This is a genomic window from Pseudoxanthomonas sp. SGNA-20 (assembly GCF_003931635.1).
Classification (GTDB): domain Bacteria; phylum Pseudomonadota; class Gammaproteobacteria; order Xanthomonadales; family Xanthomonadaceae; genus Pseudoxanthomonas.
On record NZ_RRYK01000001.1, the window covers coordinates 205,578 to 225,519 of the forward strand.

Annotated in this window: 18 protein-coding genes and 1 tRNA gene; 6 read left to right on the forward strand and 13 right to left on the reverse strand. The window is 69.4% G+C overall.

The window, feature by feature from the left end; all coding sequences use genetic code 11:
• Positions 1-340 precede the first annotated feature (340 nt).
• Together EIM48_RS00880 and EIM48_RS00885 are read left to right on the forward strand one after the other, a co-directional pair.
• Positions 341-886 (forward strand): GspH/FimT family pseudopilin, encoded by a 546-nt coding sequence (locus EIM48_RS00880; protein WP_125110893.1) that lies wholly within the window; start codon positions 341-343, stop codon positions 884-886.
• Between the two features lie 123 nt (positions 887-1,009).
• A tRNA-Asn gene (locus EIM48_RS00885) sits at positions 1,010-1,086 on the forward strand.
• Between the two features lie 414 nt (positions 1,087-1,500).
• Here EIM48_RS00885 and EIM48_RS00890 read toward each other — a convergent pair.
• From EIM48_RS00890 to EIM48_RS00915, 6 genes are read right to left on the reverse strand one after another with little or no spacing between them, the layout of a single operon-like run.
• Positions 1,501-1,929 carry a type IV pilin protein gene (locus tag EIM48_RS00890; protein ID WP_305000365.1) on the reverse strand — a complete coding sequence of 143 codons (429 nt, stop codon included), beginning with the start codon at positions 1,927-1,929 and terminating at the stop codon, positions 1,501-1,503.
• Positions 1,919-5,830, reverse strand: coding sequence for a PilC/PilY family type IV pilus protein (locus tag EIM48_RS00895; RefSeq protein ID WP_233581606.1), 3,912 nt, complete (start codon positions 5,828-5,830; stop codon positions 1,919-1,921). Before EIM48_RS00895 ends, EIM48_RS00890 begins: the two co-directional genes overlap by 11 nt.
• Before the next feature lie 8 nt (positions 5,831-5,838).
• Positions 5,839-6,468, reverse strand: coding sequence for a PilX N-terminal domain-containing pilus assembly protein (locus tag EIM48_RS00900; protein WP_125110894.1), 630 nt, complete (start codon positions 6,466-6,468; stop codon positions 5,839-5,841).
• Positions 6,465-7,460 carry a PilW family protein gene (locus EIM48_RS00905; protein ID WP_125110895.1) on the reverse strand — a complete coding sequence of 332 codons (996 nt, stop codon included), beginning with the start codon at positions 7,458-7,460 and terminating at the stop codon, positions 6,465-6,467. The genes EIM48_RS00900 and EIM48_RS00905 overlap by 4 nt, the downstream gene beginning before the upstream one ends.
• Positions 7,457-8,023 (reverse strand): type IV pilus modification protein PilV, encoded by a 567-nt coding sequence (gene pilV, locus EIM48_RS00910; RefSeq protein ID WP_019397735.1) that lies wholly within the window; start codon positions 8,021-8,023, stop codon positions 7,457-7,459. The genes EIM48_RS00905 and pilV overlap by 4 nt, the downstream gene beginning before the upstream one ends.
• Positions 8,020-8,550 carry a GspH/FimT family pseudopilin gene (locus tag EIM48_RS00915; protein ID WP_019397736.1) on the reverse strand — a complete coding sequence of 177 codons (531 nt, stop codon included), beginning with the start codon at positions 8,548-8,550 and terminating at the stop codon, positions 8,020-8,022. Before EIM48_RS00915 ends, pilV begins: the two co-directional genes overlap by 4 nt.
• A gap of 182 nt (positions 8,551-8,732) precedes the next feature.
• Here EIM48_RS00915 and EIM48_RS00920 point away from each other — a divergent pair, with 182 nt between their 5' ends.
• Positions 8,733-9,806 (forward strand): histidine kinase, encoded by a 1,074-nt coding sequence (locus EIM48_RS00920; RefSeq protein ID WP_125110896.1) that lies wholly within the window; start codon positions 8,733-8,735, stop codon positions 9,804-9,806.
• Here the strand turns inward: EIM48_RS00920 and ppnN are convergent.
• The 5 genes from ppnN to grxD all read right to left on the reverse strand — a co-directional run bounded on the left by ppnN (position 9,788) and on the right by grxD (position 16,343).
• On the reverse strand, positions 9,788-11,170 hold the full coding sequence (gene ppnN, locus EIM48_RS00925; RefSeq protein WP_019397738.1) for a nucleotide 5'-monophosphate nucleosidase PpnN: 1,383 nt from the start codon (positions 11,168-11,170) through the stop codon (positions 9,788-9,790). The two genes, EIM48_RS00920 and ppnN, sit on opposite strands and share 19 nt — an antisense overlap.
• A 125-nt stretch (positions 11,171-11,295) precedes the next feature.
• On the reverse strand, positions 11,296-14,451 hold the full coding sequence (locus EIM48_RS00930) for a carboxypeptidase regulatory-like domain-containing protein (RefSeq protein ID WP_232207886.1): 3,156 nt from the start codon (positions 14,449-14,451) through the stop codon (positions 11,296-11,298).
• Between the two features lie 220 nt (positions 14,452-14,671).
• Positions 14,672-15,271 (reverse strand): YhgN family NAAT transporter, encoded by a 600-nt coding sequence (locus EIM48_RS00935; RefSeq protein ID WP_019397740.1) that lies wholly within the window; start codon positions 15,269-15,271, stop codon positions 14,672-14,674.
• Positions 15,268-16,026, reverse strand: coding sequence for an SDR family NAD(P)-dependent oxidoreductase (locus EIM48_RS00940; RefSeq protein WP_026010329.1), 759 nt, complete (start codon positions 16,024-16,026; stop codon positions 15,268-15,270). Before EIM48_RS00940 ends, EIM48_RS00935 begins: the two co-directional genes overlap by 4 nt.
• Positions 16,023-16,343 carry a Grx4 family monothiol glutaredoxin gene (gene grxD, locus EIM48_RS00945; RefSeq protein WP_019397742.1) on the reverse strand — a complete coding sequence of 107 codons (321 nt, stop codon included), beginning with the start codon at positions 16,341-16,343 and terminating at the stop codon, positions 16,023-16,025. The genes EIM48_RS00940 and grxD overlap by 4 nt, the downstream gene beginning before the upstream one ends.
• Positions 16,344-16,452: 109 nt before the next feature.
• Here grxD and EIM48_RS00950 point away from each other — a divergent pair, with 109 nt between their 5' ends.
• On the forward strand, positions 16,453-17,028 hold the full coding sequence (locus tag EIM48_RS00950; protein WP_019397743.1) for a Fe-Mn family superoxide dismutase: 576 nt from the start codon (positions 16,453-16,455) through the stop codon (positions 17,026-17,028).
• 16 nt (positions 17,029-17,044) lie between these two features.
• Here the strand turns inward: EIM48_RS00950 and EIM48_RS00955 are convergent, their stop codons facing one another.
• A complete protein-coding gene (locus tag EIM48_RS00955; protein WP_125110897.1) occupies positions 17,045-18,196 on the reverse strand; it encodes a 5-(carboxyamino)imidazole ribonucleotide synthase in 1,152 nt (383 codons plus the stop codon).
• Between the two features lie 10 nt (positions 18,197-18,206).
• Positions 18,207-18,731, reverse strand: coding sequence for a 5-(carboxyamino)imidazole ribonucleotide mutase (gene purE / locus EIM48_RS00960; protein ID WP_019397745.1), 525 nt, complete (start codon positions 18,729-18,731; stop codon positions 18,207-18,209).
• A gap of 57 nt (positions 18,732-18,788) precedes the next feature.
• On the opposite strand from purE, the gene EIM48_RS00965 reads away from it, so the two are divergent.
• Both EIM48_RS00965 and nadC read left to right on the forward strand, forming a co-directional pair.
• On the forward strand, positions 18,789-19,058 hold the full coding sequence (locus tag EIM48_RS00965; protein ID WP_019397746.1) for a Trm112 family protein: 270 nt from the start codon (positions 18,789-18,791) through the stop codon (positions 19,056-19,058).
• A complete protein-coding gene (nadC, locus tag EIM48_RS00970; RefSeq protein ID WP_125110898.1) occupies positions 19,055-19,927 on the forward strand; it encodes a carboxylating nicotinate-nucleotide diphosphorylase in 873 nt (290 codons plus the stop codon). The genes EIM48_RS00965 and nadC overlap by 4 nt, the downstream gene beginning before the upstream one ends.
• The last annotated feature ends 15 nt before the right edge of the window (positions 19,928-19,942 follow it).

Sequence of the window (19,942 nt, forward strand, 5' to 3'; positions counted from 1 at the left end):
GGTCACGCCCACGCCGCGGCGGGCCGGCCGGCAGGACGCCGGCGGCCGCGCGCCCTGGAGGGGGTACGCCTGCCGGGGCGCGCCGCACCGCTTCGCCGCGTGACCGCAGCCCCCCCGTGACCATGCGCCGGGACCGGTGCGCGGCACCGGCTGGCAAGTGACGGCTCGGCCTGGATCGGCCGGTGCACTTCCGGGGGCGCCCCATGGCGACCTGCGCCCATGTGGCGGCACCGCCCGCGATCTCCAGCCAAAGTCCTACACGGGATTCCGGCCACGCCTGATTCCGCGCCACCTGCGGCCGCGCCATGCTGGGTCGCCCGGGCGAAATGGATTTCCGCTTATGCGCAAGGATGCGCCGGGCGCCCCAGCCGGCTTCACCCTGGTGGAACTGATGACCACGCTGGCCGTGGCGGCCATCCTTGCCGGGCTCGCCGTCCCGGGCATGCAGCGCTTCCTGGAATGGCAGCGCGCGACCGGTGCCATGCACGCGCTGACCACCCAGCTGGCGCTGGCGCGCAACGCCGCCGTGAGCGCGCGGACGCCGGTCACGCTATGCCCCACCCGCGGCGGCGGCCGCTGCGCGGAAAGCACGGACTGGAGCACGGGCTGGCTGCTGTACCGTGACCCGGCGCGCCTGCCGCAGCCGCGGGTGCCGGACGACGTGCTGCGCGACGAGCACGCCCCTGTGCACGGCTCGATCCGGATCTTCTCCACCCAGGGCCGGGTACGGGTGCGCTACCAGCCGGACGGCCTGGCGCCGGGGACCAACGTCACCTTCCGGATCTGCAGCGGCGAGCGCCTGCATGCGGAGGTGGTGGTCAACAACAGCGGCCGCACGCGCTGGGCGCAGGCCCCGGCGGATACGCCCTGCGGTCCGCCGGGCTAGCCTCAGCCCGCGCGGCACAAGGCTTCCGGCGCGCGGAGGCGGGCGCGGCGCGCCCGCGCGCGCAATTCCGGCCACGTACCCCCTTGCCGCGCCGGAAACCATCTGTCTACAATACGCGCCCCCGCCCGAATAGCTCAGCCGGTTAGAGCACTTGACTGTTAATCAGGGGGTCGTTGGTTCGAGTCCAACTTCGGGCGCCAGTATTCAAGCACTTAGGGCCGCGAAAGCGGCCCTTTTTGCTATTGCGGAAACCGGCGGAAGTGGCGATCGCCCGGCTGCTGGCCGTGAGTCCAGGCCGTTCTGCGTGCGCGCCCGCGCGTGCACCCCGCCCCTCCTCCCAGCGGCCCCGCTTGCCGCAGGATCAATCGCGCGGCCTGCCGCCACCGGGCGCGCCGAGCGCGGACACCCCAGGCCTGCGGGCATTGCCGCCATCCCCCGCACATCGCGCCGCGCCGCCCCGGCTTAACCCGGCAGGGCTTCCGCCGCCGCAGCCGGCCACCGGATGCACGAAGGGGGCCGCATTGCTGCGGCCCCCTCGCATGGCATCCGTGGCTACCGCTGCGGGTCGTGGGCCGGGGGATGCAGCGGTTCGGGCACGCCGCATCCGGGGCCGGTCACCAGCATTCGCCGACGCCGGCGGTGCCGCTGACGCTGCGCTTGCCCTGGGCGTTGATCGACAGGGTCCCGCACTTGGGATCCTTCTGCCGGCTGGTCGGGGTGGCCGACAGGGTGTAGGCCTTGGCGGTCACGCCGGTGAGCGACACCTGGTAGAACGGCTCCACGTCCGGGCCGCACTGCGCCGGGTCGGGCGCGCTGGCGTAGCTCAGGTTGGTCGTGTAGTAGCGCTCCAGGAACTGGGCGCGCTCCTGCAGGCAGGCGGCCGCGGCGGCGCGGCGGGCACGCACGACGTGGCCCTGGTACATGGTGTTGGCGATCGCGGCCAGCACCGCGATGATCGCCACCACGATCATCAGCTCGATCAGGGTGAAGCCCCGCGCCCGGCGCGTTCCGGCGGCCCGCATGCGGTTCCGGTCAGTTGCCATTGATCAGTTCCCTCCAGGAGACACGTCGCACCAACGCCTGCGAGCCGCTGGTCATGATCTTCGAATAGCTGCCGTCGTCCAGGCTCGTGTACATGTACGAGCCGAGGAAGATCGGGTTGTTCGGGCCGCTGTCGTAGGCCACGCCCGAGTACGGGGTGTCGGTGTTGCCGCCGTAGTAGTCGCCGTTGTCGCCAACGGTCCCGTTCCCGTTCATGTCGAAGAACGCGCTGCCGAGCCGGCCGCCGGTGAACGGGTCGATCGCCATCGTGTAGCCGCGACCCGTGGGCGAACACGGATCCGTGGAATCGGGATACCGCGTCGTGCCGATAAGCGCCATGCCCTGGAAGAAATTGGGCACCACCATGCGCTCGCCCTTCGGCGTACCGCCGGCAGCCTCGGCGGGGGACTGGAGGTCGATGTACCAGCCATTCGTCCCGGGCGCACCCACCTTCTCGATCACCCGACCGACGCTGTCTTGGTGGGTGATGCGGGACTGCGAAAGCGTAGCCCTGGTCACCGCGGCATCCCGGTCGATGATGCCGTACCAGCTCTGCACGACCTGGTTGGCGGTACTGCTCGTATCAGCCGTACTGAGATAGCGTCCCGTGCCGAAGAATACCCAGGTTTCAGGCGGGTTGTAGGGATTCTTCGCGACCAGGGGCGCGGCGGTGATGGGCTGGCCGGCCTGGGTCGTGAACAGCCGCGTGACCGTGTTGTTGTCGAGGTCGAACTTCCACAGGTTGCCGTTCATGTCCCCGGCATACACGGTGTCGAAGTTGCCGTCAGGCTTGCTGGGAATAACGGTGCCATGGTCGTCCCAGACGTTCACGCCGGAAAGGCCGTTGTCCCCGTCTGCCCCGGTGCTCTTCGTGTTCGCATTCGCTCCGGTCACGGCGTTGAGCATGATGAGCGCGGACTCACCACTGCTGCTGTTGGGGCCGTTACCGATGAACACTCGCCAGTCGTTGTCCCCGACCTTGGCGATGATCGGCCGGCCGAGGGCATTGCCGAGCAGCGATCCAATTGCCGGATCCGACGCGGTCTTCTCCCAGAGCAGGCTGGGCGAAGCCGGATCCGTCACGTCCAGCGCGAAAATGCTCTTGCCACCACGCCCCATCGTGCCGACGAGGATTGTCTTCCAGGTGCCGTTGTGCTTGACGTCGGCCACGGTAAGTTCGCCGTCCACCGAGTATGCGTGATCGTACTCCGGGTGCCAGTACGGGTATTTGTTGGTGGACGGGTCGTTCTGGGTGAGCACGCCCATCGCCTCTGTCGGCATGAATGCAAAGAGCTCCTTGCCACACTCGGCGTTGGCGCCCGTGCACGAATCCGGCGCCTTGAACGCATGCAACATCCCGTCGTTCGCCCCGACATAGACCACCGGGGTACGCGAAGACTGCTGCGAGACGAAAGTCGCGTAGCTCGCGTCTCCCGCGTACAGGTTCGCGTTGGGGCGTCCCACGTAGACAGGGGTGGAGTTGATGATGTCGCCGAGCATGCCACGGCGGTCGCGGAAGGCCCTCAGGCTCCCACTCACCGTCGACTGCCGCTCGTGGGTGCGATCGCCGAGGATGTACTTGAGCTGGTTGTCGTTCAGCGTCGAGAACGCCCCCGGCTTGGCCAGCGTCGGGCTGGTCAGCGTGTTGCCGGTCCAGTTGGTGATGAAGTTGGCCAGGGTGCCACTGTTGTTGTAGAGGATCTGCCGCTGGGTGTAGTTCAGCGTGGTGGCGTTGGCATTGACCTTCAGGTCGCCCGCCGCCTGGCCGAGCCAGTCCGACGCGTCCCAGATGTCGGTCAGGTTGCCCGTTGCCGTATCGACGTCGCTGGCCGTAAGCCGCCCAGCCCAGCCATTGGAGATGTACTTGGCCTGGTAGGTACGCGCCCCGACTTCCAGTTTGGTCGTGTTGCTTGCGAAGGAGCTGGCGGAGCCACTCGCGTCATCGACGATCTTTCGGAACGCCGCGCGCAGGCTTTCCACCATCTTGTCGGCCTCGCTGGCGACATAGAAATTGTCGGGGCGCGGATAATCGGTCACGGTCGACGTGACCCCGCCGTTAGCGCCAGCCGTGAGGTACTCACCCGAGGTATGCCAGCTCCCGGCTGGCAGGTTGTCCGTCAAAGGACGGAAGCCACTTGGGACACGAAACCCACCGTACTTGGCCGCCAGCCAATACTGATTGCCGGTCTTGGGCTCGAGCCTTTGATTCTCACGCACGTCCACCCAATAGGTAGAAAGGGTCTGCATGCCCTTGGTGTTCGGCTTGGCCGCATCGTCCGGACGAAGGTCGTTCGTATGGGCGTAGTACGCCAGACCGGCGATGTACGCGGAATTGCCGCGCCCCGAAAATTCCGCGGATGCCGCCTTGTTTATCCCCTCGAGCTGAAACACCCTGTTGGTGTACTGCTGCGCCAGAGTCTTGTCGTCAGAGGGAAGGTCATGGTCCGCGTGCGTGTAAACGTCGCCGATGCCGAGGACCGCGTTCACCTGGCAGGAGTACCGTATCGGATCGTCCCAATTGGTGATGACCGGGAATCCATCGGCCTTGTTGTAATCAAGATTATTCGTGTAATCCGCAAGGTTGCCCTGCCCCCTGAAGTACCGCAGGGCGGCGTAATAAAGCTCACTGACCGGGTCATTGCCCTTCGGGTTCTGCCCTGTCATCTGGCCGAACTTGTTCAGGTAATTGATCACGCCGCTGTCCGCGACACCAAAGCCCGTACCGTTCGCATCATCCGGATCCGGATTGCGCACGAGCACGCCCGTGGACGAGTTCCACTCGCTGTTCACGTTCGCGAGTCGCCCCAGCTCGGGATAGTTGGTGTACGGGCCGACGAACTTCTGGCGCGCGCGCATCACGCCACCGTTCCGCTGGTTGCCGGTCTCATTGAGAAAACCAAAGATGCTGTAGCGGATACGTTCCGCATACTCTTGGATCAAGCCCTCCGGCTTCCAGCCTTGGGCATACTGCTTGCAGTTCGACTCGACCCCGACCGATGCGTCGCACACCTTGACTCGCACGCTGACTTCGTAAACTGTCCCCGCATCACTGGGAACAGCGGCCACGTCCACAACCTTCCGCTCCCATCTTGGATTCCGCGGCGTGCCGTTGTTCTGGCAACCCTGCTGACCCTTCCTGCAACTTTCCCAGTGGCTCTGCTCGGCCACGCCCTTCGTCAGGAGATGAATGGCCGGGTTGTATGCAGTTGGCGTGTTATCAAGATTCCCCGAGGAGCTGAACCTCATCTTGTTGCCGAGACCCTCAATACGGACAGTCAGATTGTCCCACTGCGCAGCCGTCACGTTCGCCACCAACGTCGCATTGTTCCCGCTCGCTGGCAGTCTGCGATTCGGATAAAGCCCATATCCTGGCGCATGACGCGCCTTCTCCAGCCAAGTTTCACCGGGCTCGTCCTTGACCCGATAACCTCCGGTCAATGCCGACCTGAAAGGATCGATTGTCTGGGTGGCCGCCCAGTTCATGTAGTTCCCACTCCATTGCCCGGCAGTCGGGCAATTGAAAGAGCTCGCCAGCCCGACCGGATAGAAGTGCCGTTCCGATTCGGTAGCACTGTAATGGTAGGCGTAGCACTTGTCCGGATCGAAGTAGCCCGAATAGCGACGCGTGGCGTCGTAGTTCCCGATATTTGCCTGGCTGTGAATCGTCGGATACTCCACCGACGGCACCAGCACCAGGTTACCCGGCACGCTGCTACCCACCGTAAGCGGCTTGTTTTCGATATTGACGCCGGATACGGACGATATCGAGCAGAACACCGCCATCAAGCCGATGGCGAATGCTGCGAATCGGCTTGCGCTCCCATGGCCAGACGCTGCCGCCATACGACGATGGTGGAGATTCTTCATGGCAATATTCCCTGCACCTCTGCGCAGCTGGCTCATCGAATTCATCACTTGGCCACCACGTTGGCTTGCAGAACGACCACGGCGCGATCCCCGTTCGTGGAGGGGTTGTGGCTGCGGGCAAAGATCCTGTACATGGCCTCCTGCACCACCGATCCGCCACCACCGCCGTACTGCATCGATCCGGCGCTGGAACCGAGGCCCAGTTCGTCATGGCTGTCACGCAAGCCCATGTACTGCACGTAGTACTGGGGCGCGCCGGCCGATTTGTTCCCGGTGCCTAGCTGGTCGGTCGCATTGAACCAGCAGTCGCTGGTCAGGCTGCTTCCTGTGCAGGTCGTTCCGCCGGTATACGCGGTCGCCGGCATCCCGCACTTGGAATCGTCGATCCCGGTGATGCCGCCCTTGGCCGGGTCGTTGCCGCACTTGACCCCGATCACCCAGCCGTTGCCGTTGGTCAGGACCGCGTTGCGGACCTTGTCCTCGGCCTCGCGCAGGGCCGACTCGGCCTGCTGGAAGGCAAGGCTGCGGTCGAACATGTTGGCGCTCATGCGCTCTTCCAGCAGGGTGCCGCGCAGCACCGCCAGGCCCAGCAGGGTCATGACCAGCAGCAGGACGAGCACGACGACCAGCGAAGCGCCGCGCTGGCGCGGGGGGAAGGCAAGGGGCTGTTTCATAGCACGCGGTTCCGCAGGGCGACGACGTTCTCGACGACGCGGGTGAGGTGCTGGCCACCGGTGCCCGTGCGCTCGGTTTCGCGCAGGACCAGGGTCATCCGCACGGCGCGCACGTTGCGCCAGTCGGCGGCGGTGGTCAGGACGGAGGCGCTCACGTACCCGGCATCGGTCAGGTAGTGGAACTGCAGGTTGGCCACGCCCTGCACCACTTCCTCGGCGGCGGCCCCGTTGACCTGGCGGTACAGGGAGTAGCCGTTGTCGGGGTTGCCGTCGGGGTCGCGCAGGAACCAGCGCACGCCCTGCAGGGAGATGACCGAGGAGAACTTGGGGAAGGCGTAGGCGGTGGCCGCGCCGGCGCAGGTGCCGGTGTTCGGCATCGGGAAGTAATCGCACGAGTTCGTGCCGGCGCCGGAGGCGAAGCTGAGGGAGCCGCCGGCCGTGCTGTCGCCATTGGCGCGGGCCACGGCCAGCACGCGCATGTCGCAGATCATCACCGGGTCGCCGCTCTTGAACAGCGGGGTCGCCGGGGCGACGGTCACGCTGGTGGCGCCGGAGGCCAGGTCCGCGGTCAGGCCGCGGAGGTCGTCGCCGGGGCGCAGGATCTGGATCACGTCCGTGCCCGAGACGTGGGTCGGGCCGCCGTCCTCGAAGCCGTACAGCGGGTAGTCCACGGCCAGGTACCAGTCGGCGCCGTCCGGGGTGGCCGTGGCGGCGGCGGTGGTGATGTTGGCGGGCGCCAGGGTGGCGTCGCAGGGATTGGCGCCGGCCTCGCGGATGTCGCGCGAGAGCAGCTCGAACGCCACCTGCGCGCTCTCCTGGATGCGCGCCAGGTTCTGGGTGCTGCGGTAGGTCGCCTTGTTGGAGATGAACACGCCGATGGCCGCGCCGACCACCAGCAGGCCCAGCACCAGGGCGATCATCAGTTCGATCAGGCTCACGCCGGCCTGGCGGGCGCGCGCGGCGCCGCGGGGGATGCGGTTGACGGGTGTCATAGGGCGCTCACCGTGACGACCTGGCGGGTGGAACTGCCTTCGCCGGTCTCGCTTGCCTGGCCGCTCGCGTTGGCGGTACTGCCGCGGCTGTCGTCCCACTGGATGGTGACGGTGCAGGTGCCGCCGCCGACGGCATTGCCCGCGCAGGCGACGTTGGCGCAGGTGGTGGTGTCCCCGGCCTGGCCCATGCTGGTCTTGAGCGCGACCAGCCAGACGTTGAGCTCGCCCTGGGCGGACTGCTGGCCGGCCGGCAGCGAGGCGTCCGGGTTGGCCGGGGTGCACTGCATGCCGCTGGTGTTGTAGTAGCCGGCGATGGCGTTGGTGCGGTTGGCGCGCAGCACGTCGAGGATGGCGTAGGTCTGCATCACCGCCTGGGTGCGCTCCAGCGAGCTCTGGCCGTTGCGCAGGGCGGTGGCCTGCATCGCGGCGATGCCCAGCAGGCCGATCCCGAGGATCAGCACCGAGATCATCACCTCCAGCAGGCTCACGCCCGCCTGGCGGCGCCAGCGCGGGCCCGGCCGGCGCCCGGCACGCGTGCCGGCGGCGGTCTGGATCCGGATCATGGGCAGGCTCCCTGCGTGGTATGCGCCGCGGCAGTCACGTTCAGGCGGCTGCCGCCGGCCAGTTCCACCCGGCGCAGGTTCTCGCGCGGGCGGTTGGTCGGCATGCACACGGTGAAGGTGGTCGACAGCAGGCCGCCGCTGGAATTGCGGGCCAGGCCGTCGGGACGGAAGTCCACGCTGTTGACCCCGCTGGGGGTCTTGATCTTCAGCTGGCTCTTGACCGCGGTCGTGCGCAGCAGCTCCGGGGTCGCGCCGGAGGCCTGCACCACCCAGCCGGTCCATTCGCCGTTGCCGGTGGCACAGGTCGCGCCGTCGCTGCTGCGGCACAGGCGCACGGTGCGGTTGCGGCGCAGCGCCTCGGTGCGCGCCAGCTGGAGGTCGGCCACCAGCTCGTTGGCCTGGCTGGTCAGGCGGTTGCCGTTCATCACCACGGCGAAGTTGGGCACGGCCAGCGCGGCCACGATGGCCAGCACCGCCAGGGTGACCATCAGTTCGATCAGCGAGAAGCCCCCCGGCCGCGCACGCAAGCGGGTTCCGCGCCGCCGGACCAATGGCCCATGCGAAGGATGCATGCCCGATTTCCCCCAGTTGGATGCAAACGCAACTTAGCGGAGCATGCCCGCAGCCTCTAGCCGCAACCGACGAGCGGCCCGAACCCGGGAACCAGCGGCGGCTCCCGCCGCCGCCCGTGGCAAGGCATCATGCCCGCATGCCCGCACCGTCCGGCCGCCCTGCCCCGCAACCCGATCCGCCGCTGGACGCGCTATGGCGCGCCCCGGCGATCGTCTGGGCGGTGGTCGCCGGCATGGGCGTGGCCGCCCTGCTGGCCATCGCCCAGCCGCCGCTGACCGACCGCTGGGTGTACTTCGGCCTGGCCTGCCTGATGGTGCAGTGGACCCTGCTGCTGGCCTTGGCCGCGCTATACCTGGTGCGTGGCCTGCTGGCCCGGCTGCGGCCGCTGCACGTGGCCGGGATCGCCCTGCTGCTGCTGGTGCTGTCCAGCTGGCTGGTGCACGCCATCGCCCAGGCGCTGGTGGCGCTGGTGGTGCCTGGTCCGGTGCCGCCGGGCTGGAGCCTGCCGCGCATGGCCGGCCTGACCCTGTGCGTGGGCCTGCTGGGCCTGGCCGTGTTCTACCACCATTGGCGCGCCACCCAGCTGGCGGTGCAGGCCAAGCAGGCGCAGCTGGAGGCGTTGCAGGCGCGGATCCGGCCGCACTTCCTGTTCAACACCCTCAACACCGGCGTGGCCCTGGTGCGCGAGCGCCCGGGCGAGGCCGAGCGCCTGCTGCTGGACCTGTCCGACCTGTTCCGCGCCGCCCTGGCCGGGCCACCGACGATCCCGCTGGAGGACGAACTGGCGCTGGCCCGCCGCTACCTGGAGATCGAGCAGCTGCGCTTCGGCCCGCGCCTGCAGGTGAAGTGGGAGGTGCCGGCGGTGCTGCCGGCGGTGCCGGTGCCGACCCTGTCAGTGCAGCCGCTGGTGGAGAACGCGATCCGCCACGGCATCGAGCGCTCGCCCCGCGGCGGCGAGGTGCGGATCGTGGTGGTCTCCACCGGTTCGGGCGTGCGGGTCACGGTCAGCAACAGCCTGCCGTCCGCGGCCGGGCCGGCCACCCACGGCCACCAGGTGGGGCTGAGCTCGGTGCGCGCGCGGGTGCAGGCGCTGACCGGCGACCGCGGCGGGGTGGAGACCCACGCCAGCGGCGGCCGCCACGTGGCGGTGCTGTACCTGCCCACGCCCGGACCCGGGGCAGACGACCCGGCTCAGGCCACCACGCGGTAGCAGGGCCGGTACTCGCCGGCGATCTTCATCCGGCGCTGCTCGACGAAGGCGCGCAGCAGCCCGTCCAGGGCCTGCATCATGTCCGGCGCGCCGTGGATCTCGAACGGGCCGTGCTGCTCGATCCGGCGCATGCCCTCTTCCTTGACGTTGCCGGCGACGATGCCGGAGAAGGCGCGGCGCAGGTCCGCGGCCAGCGCCGAGGCCGGGCGCCCGTGGTGCAGGTCCAGCGCGGCCATGGCCTCGTGGGTGGGCACGAACGGGCGCTGGAACTCCAGCGGGATCGACAGGCCCCAGTTGAAGTAGAACGAGTCCTTGTGGGCGATGCGCGCCTCGCGCACCTGGCGGATGCCGGCGAACATCTTCTTCGCCACCTCCGGCGCGTCGCCGATCACGATCTCGTAGCGCGAGGTGGCCGCCTCGCCCAGGGTCAGGCGGATGAAGCGGTCGATCTGCTCGAAGTACGGCGCGGCGATGGTCGGGCCGGTGAAGATCAGCGGGAACGGCACGTGCGCGTTCTCCTCGCGCAGCAGGATGCCCAGCAGGTACAGGATTTCCTCGGCCGTGCCCACGCCGCCGGGGAACACGATGATGCCGTGGGCCATGCGCACGAACGCCTCGAGCCGCTTCTCGATGTCCGGCATGATCACCAGCTCGTTGACGATCGGGTTCGGCGACTCGGCGGCGATGATCCCCGGCTCGGTGATGCCGATGTAGCGGGTGTGGGTCTTGCGCTGCTTGGCGTGGGCGATGGTGGCGCCCTTCATCGGGCCCTTCATCGCGCCCGGGCCGCAGCCGGTGCAGATGTCCAGGCCGCGCAGGCCCAGCTCGTAGCCGACCTGCTTGGTGTACAGGTACTCGTCGCGCGAGATCGAGTGGCCGCCCCAGCACACCACCAGGTTGGGCTCGGCCGGGCGCAGCACGCGGGCGTTGCGCAGCAGGCCGAACACGGCGTCGGTGATGCCCTCGGAGCTCTCCAGCTCGGTCGCGTACTCCGGGCCCAGCTCGATCGCGGTCCAGGCCAGGTCGCGGACCACCGCGAACAGCAGTTCGGCCACGCCGCGGATGATCTGGCCGTCGACGAAGGCCATCGCCGGCGCGTTCTGCAGGTCGATGCGGACGCCGCGGTCCTGCTGGGTGACCTGGATGTCGAAGTGCGGGTACAGGTCGCGCGCGGCGCGCGGGTCGTCGCTGGCGCTACCGCTGGTCAGCACCGCCAGGGCGCAGCGCCGCAGCAGCTCGTGCATGCCGCCGCTGGAGGCGTCGCGCAACCGCGCCACCTCGGTCCGCGACAGCACGTCCAGCCCGCCGCGCGGGTAGATCCTGGCGTCCTGGACCGGGAGGGTGCTGGTGGCGGGCTCGTTCATCGGGGTCCTGCGAGTGTGGCAAACCGGTCGGCGACTCTAGCGCAGCCCCGGGCGCCGCACCACCGCGCAAAAGGAAACGGCCGGGTTGCCCCGGCCGTTTCCGTGTCACCTTGAAGCAGCAGCCATCAGAACTGGTACTTCAGGGTCAGCATGGCGCCCCAGCGGGACACCGCGCGGCTCGGCAGACCCTTGCCATCGTACGGCACCAGCGAAGCGGTGTTCAGGCCGTAGATGTACTTGCCGTCGTCGGTGATGCCGTTGACGTAGGCCAGGCGGCGGGTGCTGTAACCGTTGTCGATGTAGTTGGTCACGCCCCAGTCCTTGTTGAGCAGGTTCAGGAAGTTGTAGATGTCCAGGCGGACGATCGACTTGTGCTCCCTGAAGAAGCCCGGCAGCTCCTGCTGGATCGACACGTCCAGCTGGTTCACCCAGGGCATCCGCGCGCCGTTGCGCTCCGCGATCTCGCCGCGGTGCTTGGACAGGTAGCGGTCGCCGTCGATGAACTTGTGGAAGGCCTCGATCTGCTCGGCGGTGGCGTTGCCGTAGCTGACGTACGGGTCGTTCTCGCGCAGCGGGATGTAGGCCAGGTCGTAGTTGGAGTCGCCGTCGCCGTTCACGTCGGTGCCGTAGGTCCAGCTGTACGGCATGCCGTCGTGGCCGTTGTAGAACGCGGTGATGCTGGTCTTGTAGTCACCGAAGAACGCGTGCTCCCAGCCCACGGCCAGCTTGACCTGGGTGGCGATGGTGCGGTCGGCGGTGCTGGAGACCACGTTCTCGTGGTCCACGCGGGCGACGTAGCTGTAGCCCGACGAGGCCTGCGAGCTGTTGCCCGGGTTCACTTCCTCGGCCTTGGTGAAGGTCGTGCTCAGGTTGGCGTACCAGCCGTCGCTGAACTTCTTGTCCAGGGCGAAGGTGATGGCGCGCGAGCCGCCCTTGTCGGTGTTGGTCAGCAGGGTCGAGTTGGTGGTGAACGCGCGGTTGCTGCCGTGGTTCTTGCCGCTGGCCGAGCTGCTGGTGGTGAAGCCGTTCACCCAGTACGAGGCGCGGCCGTCCGGCAGGGTGCCGTTCGGGGTGCCGATGTTCGGCGCCAGGTACAGGATCGCGTCCTTGTTCTTGATCCACTGCAGCTCGACGGTGGCGACCAGGTCCCACCACGGCAGGGCGGCGTCGAAGCCCAGGTTGGCCTTCCACGCGGTCGGCAGCTTGAAGTCCGGATCAAGCGTGTCGACGGCCATCTGCGGCGCCGAGCCGTTGCCCGGGACGTTCTGGTTGTACGGATCCGGGCTGAACGGGGCGGTGGCCGGGTTGGAGGTGTTGTACGCGTAGACGGTCAGGCCGTTGTTCTGGTACGGGTTGTTCAGCCACACCGCCGGCGGCTTGGTCTGGAACAGGCCGAAGCCACCGCGCACCTGCATGAACTGCTCCTCGTTCAGCAGGTAATTGAAGGCCACGCGCGGCTGCACGACCTTGTTCCTGGAACCCAGGCGGTGGTTGTTGCGGTAGCCGAAGGCTTCCTCGAAGGCCGCGTTGTACAGCGGGGCGTGGTCTTCCTTCGGGATGTCGACGCGGACGCCGTAGGTCAGCGACAGCTTGTCGGTGGCCTGCCAGGTGTCCTGCACGAACGGGCTGAAGGTGCTGATGGTCACCGCGCCCGGGACGTCCTCCAGGCCGTAGCCCGGGGCCGGGGTGCGCAGGTCGTAACGCGAGTAGTTGCAGGGGGTGCTGCCGTCGGCGCAGGCCAGGAAGTTGGCCAGCGTGAACTGGTACACGCCGTGCAGGTCGCGGCCGAACATGTTGTAGACGTCGTTCTCGACGTACTCGAAGCCGCCCTTGACGACGTGGTCGCCCAGGTACCAGTTGCCGAACAGCGAGGCGGTCAGCTTCTTGGTCGAGATCGCGTTCTCGTGGCGGTACTTGTCCTCGCCCAGGAAGATCGCCGGGCCGCTGGTGGCGGTGCCGGTGTAGACCTCCACGTGCGGCTGGTTGGTGAACGCGGCCGCCTCCTGGTCGAACTTCTGGTAGCTGATCTTGGCTTCGGTGCTGAAGTTCTCGGACCAGTCGCTGAACAGCTGCAGCGAGGTGTTCTCGGTCAGGCTGTCGTAGTTGTACCAGTGGCTGGACAGGACCACGCGGTTGCCCGACTGGTTGTACGGGTTCGGCTTGACCTCCTCGGTGCGCTGGTAGGTCAGGCTGGCGCGGTGGTAGTCGTTGATGTTCCAGTCCAGCTTGGCCAGGAAGCGCTCGTTCTCCAGGTCCATCGCGCCGATGTACGCGCCCGGGAACAGGCCCAGGCGGGTGGCGGCGTCGATCACGTCGTTGACCTGCTGCTGGGTCACGGCGCCGGTGCTCAGGCCGTCGGAGTCGGTGCCGCCGATCGCGGTCACTTCCTGCTTCTCGGCCGACACGAAGAAGAACAGCTTGTCCTTGACGATCGGGCCGCCCAGGGTGAAGCCCTTGGTGCTGTCCTTGTCGAAGCCGGTGTAGCGCTTGCCGTCGCGCTTGCCGATCATGCTGTCGGCATCCTTGAACGCGTAGTAGGCCGAGCCGTGCAGCTCGTTGGTGCCCGACTTGGTGACCGCGTTGATCTGCGCGCCGATGGTGCTGAAGGCCACGTCGTAGTCGGTGACGGCGATGTCGAACGCGGCGATGGTGTCGATCGAGATCGGCGAGCCGGTGTACGGCATGCCGTTGGCGTTCAGGCCGAAGGGGTCGCCCTGGGAGATGCCATCGACCTGGATCTCGTTGAAGCGGTTGTTCACGCCGGCGGCGGAGATGGCGCCGGTGCCGGCGTCGACCGACAGGCGCGGGTCGAGGCGGGCGAAGTCGTCCAGCGAGCGGTTGCCGGCGGCGGCGGTCTCGAGCTGGCGGCCGCTGATGGAGGTGCTGACGCCCTTGTTGTCCGGGTTGAAGGTGTCCAGCAGGCGCGAACCGGTCACCTGCACGGCGGCGATCTCGGTCACGTTGCCCAGGGCGGCGTTGACGGTGCCGACCTTGTTCAGCTCCAGGTACACGCCTTCCTCGGTCGTGGTGCCCTGGGCCGAAGTGATGGTGACGGTGTACGGGCCACCCGGGCGCAGGCCGCGCGCGGTGTAGCGGCCGTTGGCGTCGGTGGTGGCGCGGCTGACCGTGCCGGACTCGACGTGGACGATCGTCACCTCGGCGCCGGCGACCGGCTGGCCGCTGGTGGAGGTAACAGTACCGGCGACACCAGAGGAAGTGCTCTGGGCGAACGCAGGAGCAACAGCGAGGGCGGCGACCAGTCCAAGGGCGAGCTTGGACATCCGGGGTCGACGGTGATCGGTCATGGCTAAAGGCCTCGGGAGGGTGGCGGAAAAAGTTTCAGCCCGAACAAGGGCTAATAGGATCAATGGCTTCCCCGCGCGCGGCGCTGCGCGCGGTTAACACTAGGTTAACATGGTAGGTGCGTACTGTGACGGTTTCATTACAAATTTTTACTGCGCCGCAGCATGGTTTGCGACGAAACCGCCGCCCGGCGACCGATCAAGCGGCCGCCACCTGGGCCAGGTAGACGGCCACGCCGTCCAGCAGCATCTGCACCGAAATGGCCACCAGCAGCATGCCCATCAGGCGCTCGACCGCGGTCAGCGCGCGCCGGCCGAGCAGCCGGTAGAGGAACGGCGAGGCCAGCAGGATCGCGGCGGTCGCGGCCCAGGCCAGGAACAGCGCCAGGCTCCACTCCCACAGCCGGTCCGGCTCGCGGCTGCCCATCAGCATCACCGCGGCCATGCCCGAGGGGCCGGCCACCAGCGGGATCGCCAGCGGCACGATGAACGGCTCGCCGTCCGGGATCTCGCCCATCAGCCCTTCCGGGCGCGGGAAGATCATGCGGATGCCGATCAGGAACAGGACGATGCCGCCGGCGATGGAGACCGACTCCTGGCGCAGGTGCATCAGCTCCAGGGCGTACTTGCCGCACCACAGGAACAGCATCAGCACGGCCAGCGCGATCAGCAGCTCGCGCACCAGCACCTTGCGCTGGCGCTGCGGCGCCAGCGGCTTGAGCACGCTGAGGAACACCGGGACGTTGCCCAGCGGATCCAGGATCAGGAACAGCAGCAGGGCCGCGGACATGATGGTCATGCCGGCACCCCCTCCAGCCCGGCCAGCACCCGGCCGCGGTAGTCCTTGCCTGCGGCCGAGAGCAGCATGACGCAGCGCTCGGCATAGGCCTGCGGATCGCGCAGGTCGGCGGCCAGGTCGTCGGCGTAGGCGCGGGCGCGCAACGGGGTGCGCATCGGCCCCGGCTGCAGGCCGCAGACGCGCACCGGGTCGTTGGCCAGCTCGGCGGCCAGCATGCGCAGCAGCGCGTGCAGCCCGTGCTGGGCCACGCCGTAGCCGCCCCAGTACGCCTGCCCCACCCGCGCCGGGTCGTCCACCGCCAGCACCACCGCCGGGTCCGGCGCCTGGCGCAGCAGCGGCAGGCAGGCCTGCAGCAGCCACCACGGCGCGGTCAGGTTGACGTGGATGGCGCGGGCGAACTGGGCCGGGTCCTGGTGTTCCAGCGGCGTCAGGCCGCGGAACTCGGCGGCGCAGTGCAGGATGCCATCCAGGCGGCCCAGCTCGGCCTCGATGCGCCCGGCCAGCTCGGCGTAGTCGTCCGGCGTGGCGCCCTCCAGGTCCAGCGGGTACAGCAGCGGCTCCGGGCCCGCCGCGGCGACGGCGTCGTACACGCGGTTGAGCCGCGGCAGCTTGCGGCCCAGCAGGACCACGGTGGCGCCGGCTTCGGCGCAGGCACGGGAAGCCACGCTGCCCAGCCCGCCATGGGCACCGGCCACGAGCACGACACGACCTGCCAGCGGCCTTGGCGCCGCCACGGGAAGACCAACCAGGCTCATTGCGTCTGCGCTTCGCTGACCATCCGCTGCAGCTCGCCGGACTCCAGCAGCTCCAGGGTGATGTCGCAGCCGCCGATCAGCTCGCCGTGCAGGAACAGCTGCGGGAAGGTCGGCCAGTTGGAATAGCGCGGCAGGTTGGCGCGGATCTCCGGCTCCTCCAGCACGTTGACCGTGTGCAGGTCCTTGGCCCCGGCGGCCTGCAGGGCCTGCACCGCGCGGGCCGAGTACCCGCACATCGGGAACGCCGGAGTGCCCTTCATGAACAGCACGATTGGCCGGCTCTCGACCTCGGCCTGGATGCGATCCATCACCGCCATTGCGAGTCTCCTGACGCCGGGGCCTGGACGGCCGTCGGCTACACTGAAGTTGCAATTGTAATCCCAGCGCGGCCGCCCCGACGCCGCGCCTCCCCCGGAAAGTCCCCCGATGCCGTTCGAGTTGCCCGACCTGCCCTACGCGCGCACCGCGCTGGAGCCCCATGTTTCCGCCGCCGCGCTGGAAGCGCACCGTGGCGTGCACCGCGAGCATGTGGAGGCGCTCAACCGCCTGCTGCCTGGCTCCGGGCTGGAGGCGCTGGCGCTGCCGGAGCTGCTGCGCCGGGCCCAGGGCCGGCTGGCGGAGGCCGCCGCCGAGGCCTGGAACCACGCTTTCTACTGGAGCTGCATGTCGCCACGCGGCGGCGGCGAACCGCGCGGCGCGCTGGCCGACCTGCTGGCACGCCGCTACGGCAACCTCGCCGGCTTCCGCGCCGAGTTCGAGCGCATGGCCCTGGCCCAGCCCGGGCCCGGCTGGGCCTGGCTGGTGCAGCGCCCCGACGGCAGCCCCGGCATCCTGGTCACCCGCGGCGCCAGCACCCCGGCCACCGGCAGCGACACCCCGCTGCTGGCCTGCGACCTGTGGGAACACGCCTGGTGGATGGACCACCAGGACGACCGCGCCGCCTACCTGGCCGGCTTCTGGAAGGTGGTGGACTGGGAGGCCGTGGCCCGCCGCCTGCGCTGACCGGCCACGGCGCGGCTCAGCCGCGCAGCAGGGCCACGACCGGCACGACCTGCGCCTGCCGCTCCAGCGCCGCGCCGGCGGCCTCCAGCGCATCGGCCAGCGCCTGCGGCGTGTCGGCGCGGAAGGTGGCATGGCCGACCTTGCGCCCTGCGCGCGGCTCCTTGCCGTAGTCGTGCCAGTGGCCGCCGGCCTGGCCGAGCACGCCGGCCGCGTCCGGCATCGCGCCGATCCAGTTGAGCATGCAGGCATGGCCGCGCATCGCGGTGCTGCCCAGCGGCAGGCCCAGCACGGCGCGCAGGTGGTTCTCGAACTGCGAGGTCTCCGCGCCCTCGATCGTCCAGTGCCCGGAGTTGTGCACGCGCGGCGCCATTTCGTTGGCCAGCAGCTGGTCGCCGCGGCGGAACAGCTCCAGCGCGAACACGCCGACGTAGCCCAGCTTCTCCGCCAGCAGGCGGGCGTAGCGAAGCGCGGTGTCCTGCACCCGGGCCGGCACCGGCGCCGGCGCCAGGCTGGCCGAGAGCACGCCGTCGACATGCCAGTTGGCGGTCAGCGGCCAGGCGCGGAATTCGCCGTCGCGGCCGCGCACGGCAACCACGCTGACCTCGCCGTCGAACGGCACGAAGGCCTCGAGGATCAAGCCTACCCGCGCCGCCTGCGCGCCCAGCGCCTCCCAGGCGGCATCGGCGTCGGCGTGGCTGCGGATGCGGAACTGGCCCTTGCCGTCGTAGCCCAGGCGGCGGGTCTTGAGGATGCACGGCACGCCGACCTCGTCCAGCGCGCGCTCCAGCCCTTCGCGGCTGTCGACCGCGGCGAACGCCGGCACCGGGATGCCCAGTTCGCGGAACAGGGTCTTCTCGGCCAGGCGGTCCTGGGCCACGGCCAGCGCGTCCGGCGCCGGGAACACCGGCACCTTGCCGGCCAGGGCACGGGCACTGTCGGCCGGCACGTTCTCGAAATCGAAGGTGACCACGTCGACCTCGCCGGCCAGCGCCTGCAGCGCGGCGGCATCGTCGAACGCGGCGTTGAGCAGCGGCGCGCACTCGCCGGCGCAGGCGTCGGCGGCCGGGTCCAGCACCTTGAACTGCAGCCCCAGCGGCAGGCCGGCCAGCGCCATCATCCGCGCCAGCTGCCCGCCCCCGAGGATCCCCACGCGTTGGCGACGGCTCATGCGCGGCGACTCACTGCCGCGGGTCGTCATTGGCCATGACGTCCTCGGTCTGGCGCTGGCGGAAAGCTTCCAGCGCGCGGGCGATGTCCGGATGGTCGGCGGCCAGCATCGCCGCGGCGAACAGGCCGGCATTGGCGGCGCCGGCGTTGCCGATGGCGAAGGTCGCGACCGGGATGCCGGCCGGCATCTGCACGATCGACAGCAGCGAATCCAGGCCGTTGAGCGCGCGGCTCTGCACCGGCACGCCCAGCACCGGCACCGGGGTCTTGGAGGCGAGCATGCCCGGCAGGTGGGCCGCACCGCCGGCGCCGGCGATGATCGCGCGCAGGCCGCGCGCCTGGGCGCTGGCGGCGTACTCGAACAGCACGTCGGGGGTGCGATGCGCGGACACGACGCGGACTTCGTGCGGAACCCCGAGGGCCTCGAGCTTCTGCACGGCGTGCTGCATCGTCTCCCAGTCGGAGCGGGAACCCATCACGACGCCGACCAGGGGCGCGGCGGCGGTGGGCGCGGGCGGATTGGGCTGGGCTGGCATGGCCGTCCTCGGTGGCAAGGCCGTATTCTAGCCGCCTCCGCTCCCCGACCGAATGCCATGGACCGCAAGCTGCTCGACCTGCTCTGTTCGCCCGACACCCGCCAGCCGCTGGCCCTGCTGGAGTCGCGCGGGCTGGAAGCGCTCAACCGCGCCATCGCCGCCGGCCAGGTGAGCCGCGCCGACGGCACGCCGCAGCGCGAACCGCTGCGCGAGGCCCTGGTCACCCGCGACCGCCGCCACGTCTACCGGATCGAGGACGGCATCCCGGTGCTGCTGGTCGAGGAAGCCCTGGCCACGGCCCAGGTGGCCGACTTCCCGCCGGCATGAGCCGGCCGGACCTGCTCCCGCCCCCGGAAGCGGTGGTGCTGGAGGACGTGCGCCGCGCCCTGGCCGAGGACATCGGCGACGGCGACGCCACCGCCGCCCTGCTGCCGGACCAGCCCGAGCGGGCCTACCTGCTGTGCAAGGAAGACGCGGTCGTCGCCGGCCGCCCCTGGTTCGAGGCCACGCACCGCGTGCTCGACCCGCAGGTCCGCATCGAATGGCACGTGGCCGAGGGCCAGCGCGTGGCCGCCGGCACCGTGCTGGCCGTCCTGCATGGCCGCACCCGGGCGCTGGTGAGCGCCGAGCGTACCTCGCTCAACTTCATGCAGACCCTCAGCGGCACCGCCACGGTGACGGCCCGTTACGTCGAGGCCGTGCGCGGCACCGGCACCACCATCCTCGATACCCGCAAGACCCTGCCCGGCCTGCGCCAGGCGCAGAAGTACGCGGTGCGCGCCGGCGGCGGCGGCAACCACCGCATGGGCCTGTACGACGCGGTGATGCTCAAGGAGAACCACGTGCGCGTGGCCGGTTCGGTCGGCGCCGCGATCCAGGCCGCGCGGGCGGCGCGGCCCGACCTGCCGCTGATCGTCGAGGTCGAAACCCTGGACGAGCTGCGCGAGGCGCTGGAAGCCGGCTGCGACCGCATCCTGGTCGACGACTTCGACGCCGCCACCCGCCGCGAGGCGGTGCGCATCGCCCGCTCGGCGCCGTTCGCCGGCCGCACCCCGCTGGAGGTCTCCGGCAGCGTCGGCCTGGAAGGCCTGCGCGCGATCGCCGAGGACGGCGTGGACTTCATTTCCATCGGCGCCCTGACCAAGCACGTGCGCGCGATCGACCTGTCGCTCAAGCTCGGCCCGCCGCCCGCCTGAGCCGCGGTCACGCCG

Excerpts from the sequence above, each read along its gene's own strand:
- EIM48_RS00905 (WP_125110895.1), bottom strand. The coding sequence starts at position 7,460 with ATGACACCCGTCAACCGCATCCCCCGCGGCGCCGCGCGCGCCCGCCAG.
- ppnN (WP_019397738.1), bottom strand. The coding sequence starts at position 11,170 with ATGAACGAGCCCGCCACCAGCACCCTCCCGGTCCAGGACGCCAGGATC.
- EIM48_RS00930 (WP_232207886.1), bottom strand. The coding sequence starts at position 14,451 with ATGTCCAAGCTCGCCCTTGGACTGGTCGCCGCCCTCGCTGTTGCTCCT.
- EIM48_RS00935 (WP_019397740.1), bottom strand. The coding sequence starts at position 15,271 with ATGACCATCATGTCCGCGGCCCTGCTGCTGTTCCTGATCCTGGATCCG.
- EIM48_RS00940 (WP_026010329.1), bottom strand. The coding sequence starts at position 16,026 with ATGAGCCTGGTTGGTCTTCCCGTGGCGGCGCCAAGGCCGCTGGCAGGT.
- grxD (WP_019397742.1), bottom strand. The coding sequence starts at position 16,343 with ATGGCGGTGATGGATCGCATCCAGGCCGAGGTCGAGAGCCGGCCAATC.
- EIM48_RS00950 (WP_019397743.1), top strand. The coding sequence starts at position 16,453 with ATGCCGTTCGAGTTGCCCGACCTGCCCTACGCGCGCACCGCGCTGGAG.
- EIM48_RS00895 (WP_233581606.1), bottom strand. The coding sequence starts at position 5,830 with ATGAGCCAGCTGCGCAGAGGTGCAGGGAATATTGCCATGAAGAATCTC.
- EIM48_RS00920 (WP_125110896.1), top strand. The coding sequence starts at position 8,733 with ATGCCCGCACCGTCCGGCCGCCCTGCCCCGCAACCCGATCCGCCGCTG.
- EIM48_RS00880 (WP_125110893.1), top strand. The coding sequence starts at position 341 with ATGCGCAAGGATGCGCCGGGCGCCCCAGCCGGCTTCACCCTGGTGGAA.
- nadC (WP_125110898.1), top strand. The coding sequence starts at position 19,055 with ATGAGCCGGCCGGACCTGCTCCCGCCCCCGGAAGCGGTGGTGCTGGAG.
- EIM48_RS00890 (WP_305000365.1), bottom strand. The coding sequence starts at position 1,929 with ATGGCAACTGACCGGAACCGCATGCGGGCCGCCGGAACGCGCCGGGCG.
- purE (WP_019397745.1), bottom strand. The coding sequence starts at position 18,731 with ATGCCAGCCCAGCCCAATCCGCCCGCGCCCACCGCCGCCGCGCCCCTG.
- EIM48_RS00965 (WP_019397746.1), top strand. The coding sequence starts at position 18,789 with ATGGACCGCAAGCTGCTCGACCTGCTCTGTTCGCCCGACACCCGCCAG.
- EIM48_RS00955 (WP_125110897.1), bottom strand. The coding sequence starts at position 18,196 with ATGAGCCGTCGCCAACGCGTGGGGATCCTCGGGGGCGGGCAGCTGGCG.
- pilV (WP_019397735.1), bottom strand. The coding sequence starts at position 8,023 with ATGATCCGGATCCAGACCGCCGCCGGCACGCGTGCCGGGCGCCGGCCG.
- EIM48_RS00900 (WP_125110894.1), bottom strand. The coding sequence starts at position 6,468 with ATGAAACAGCCCCTTGCCTTCCCCCCGCGCCAGCGCGGCGCTTCGCTG.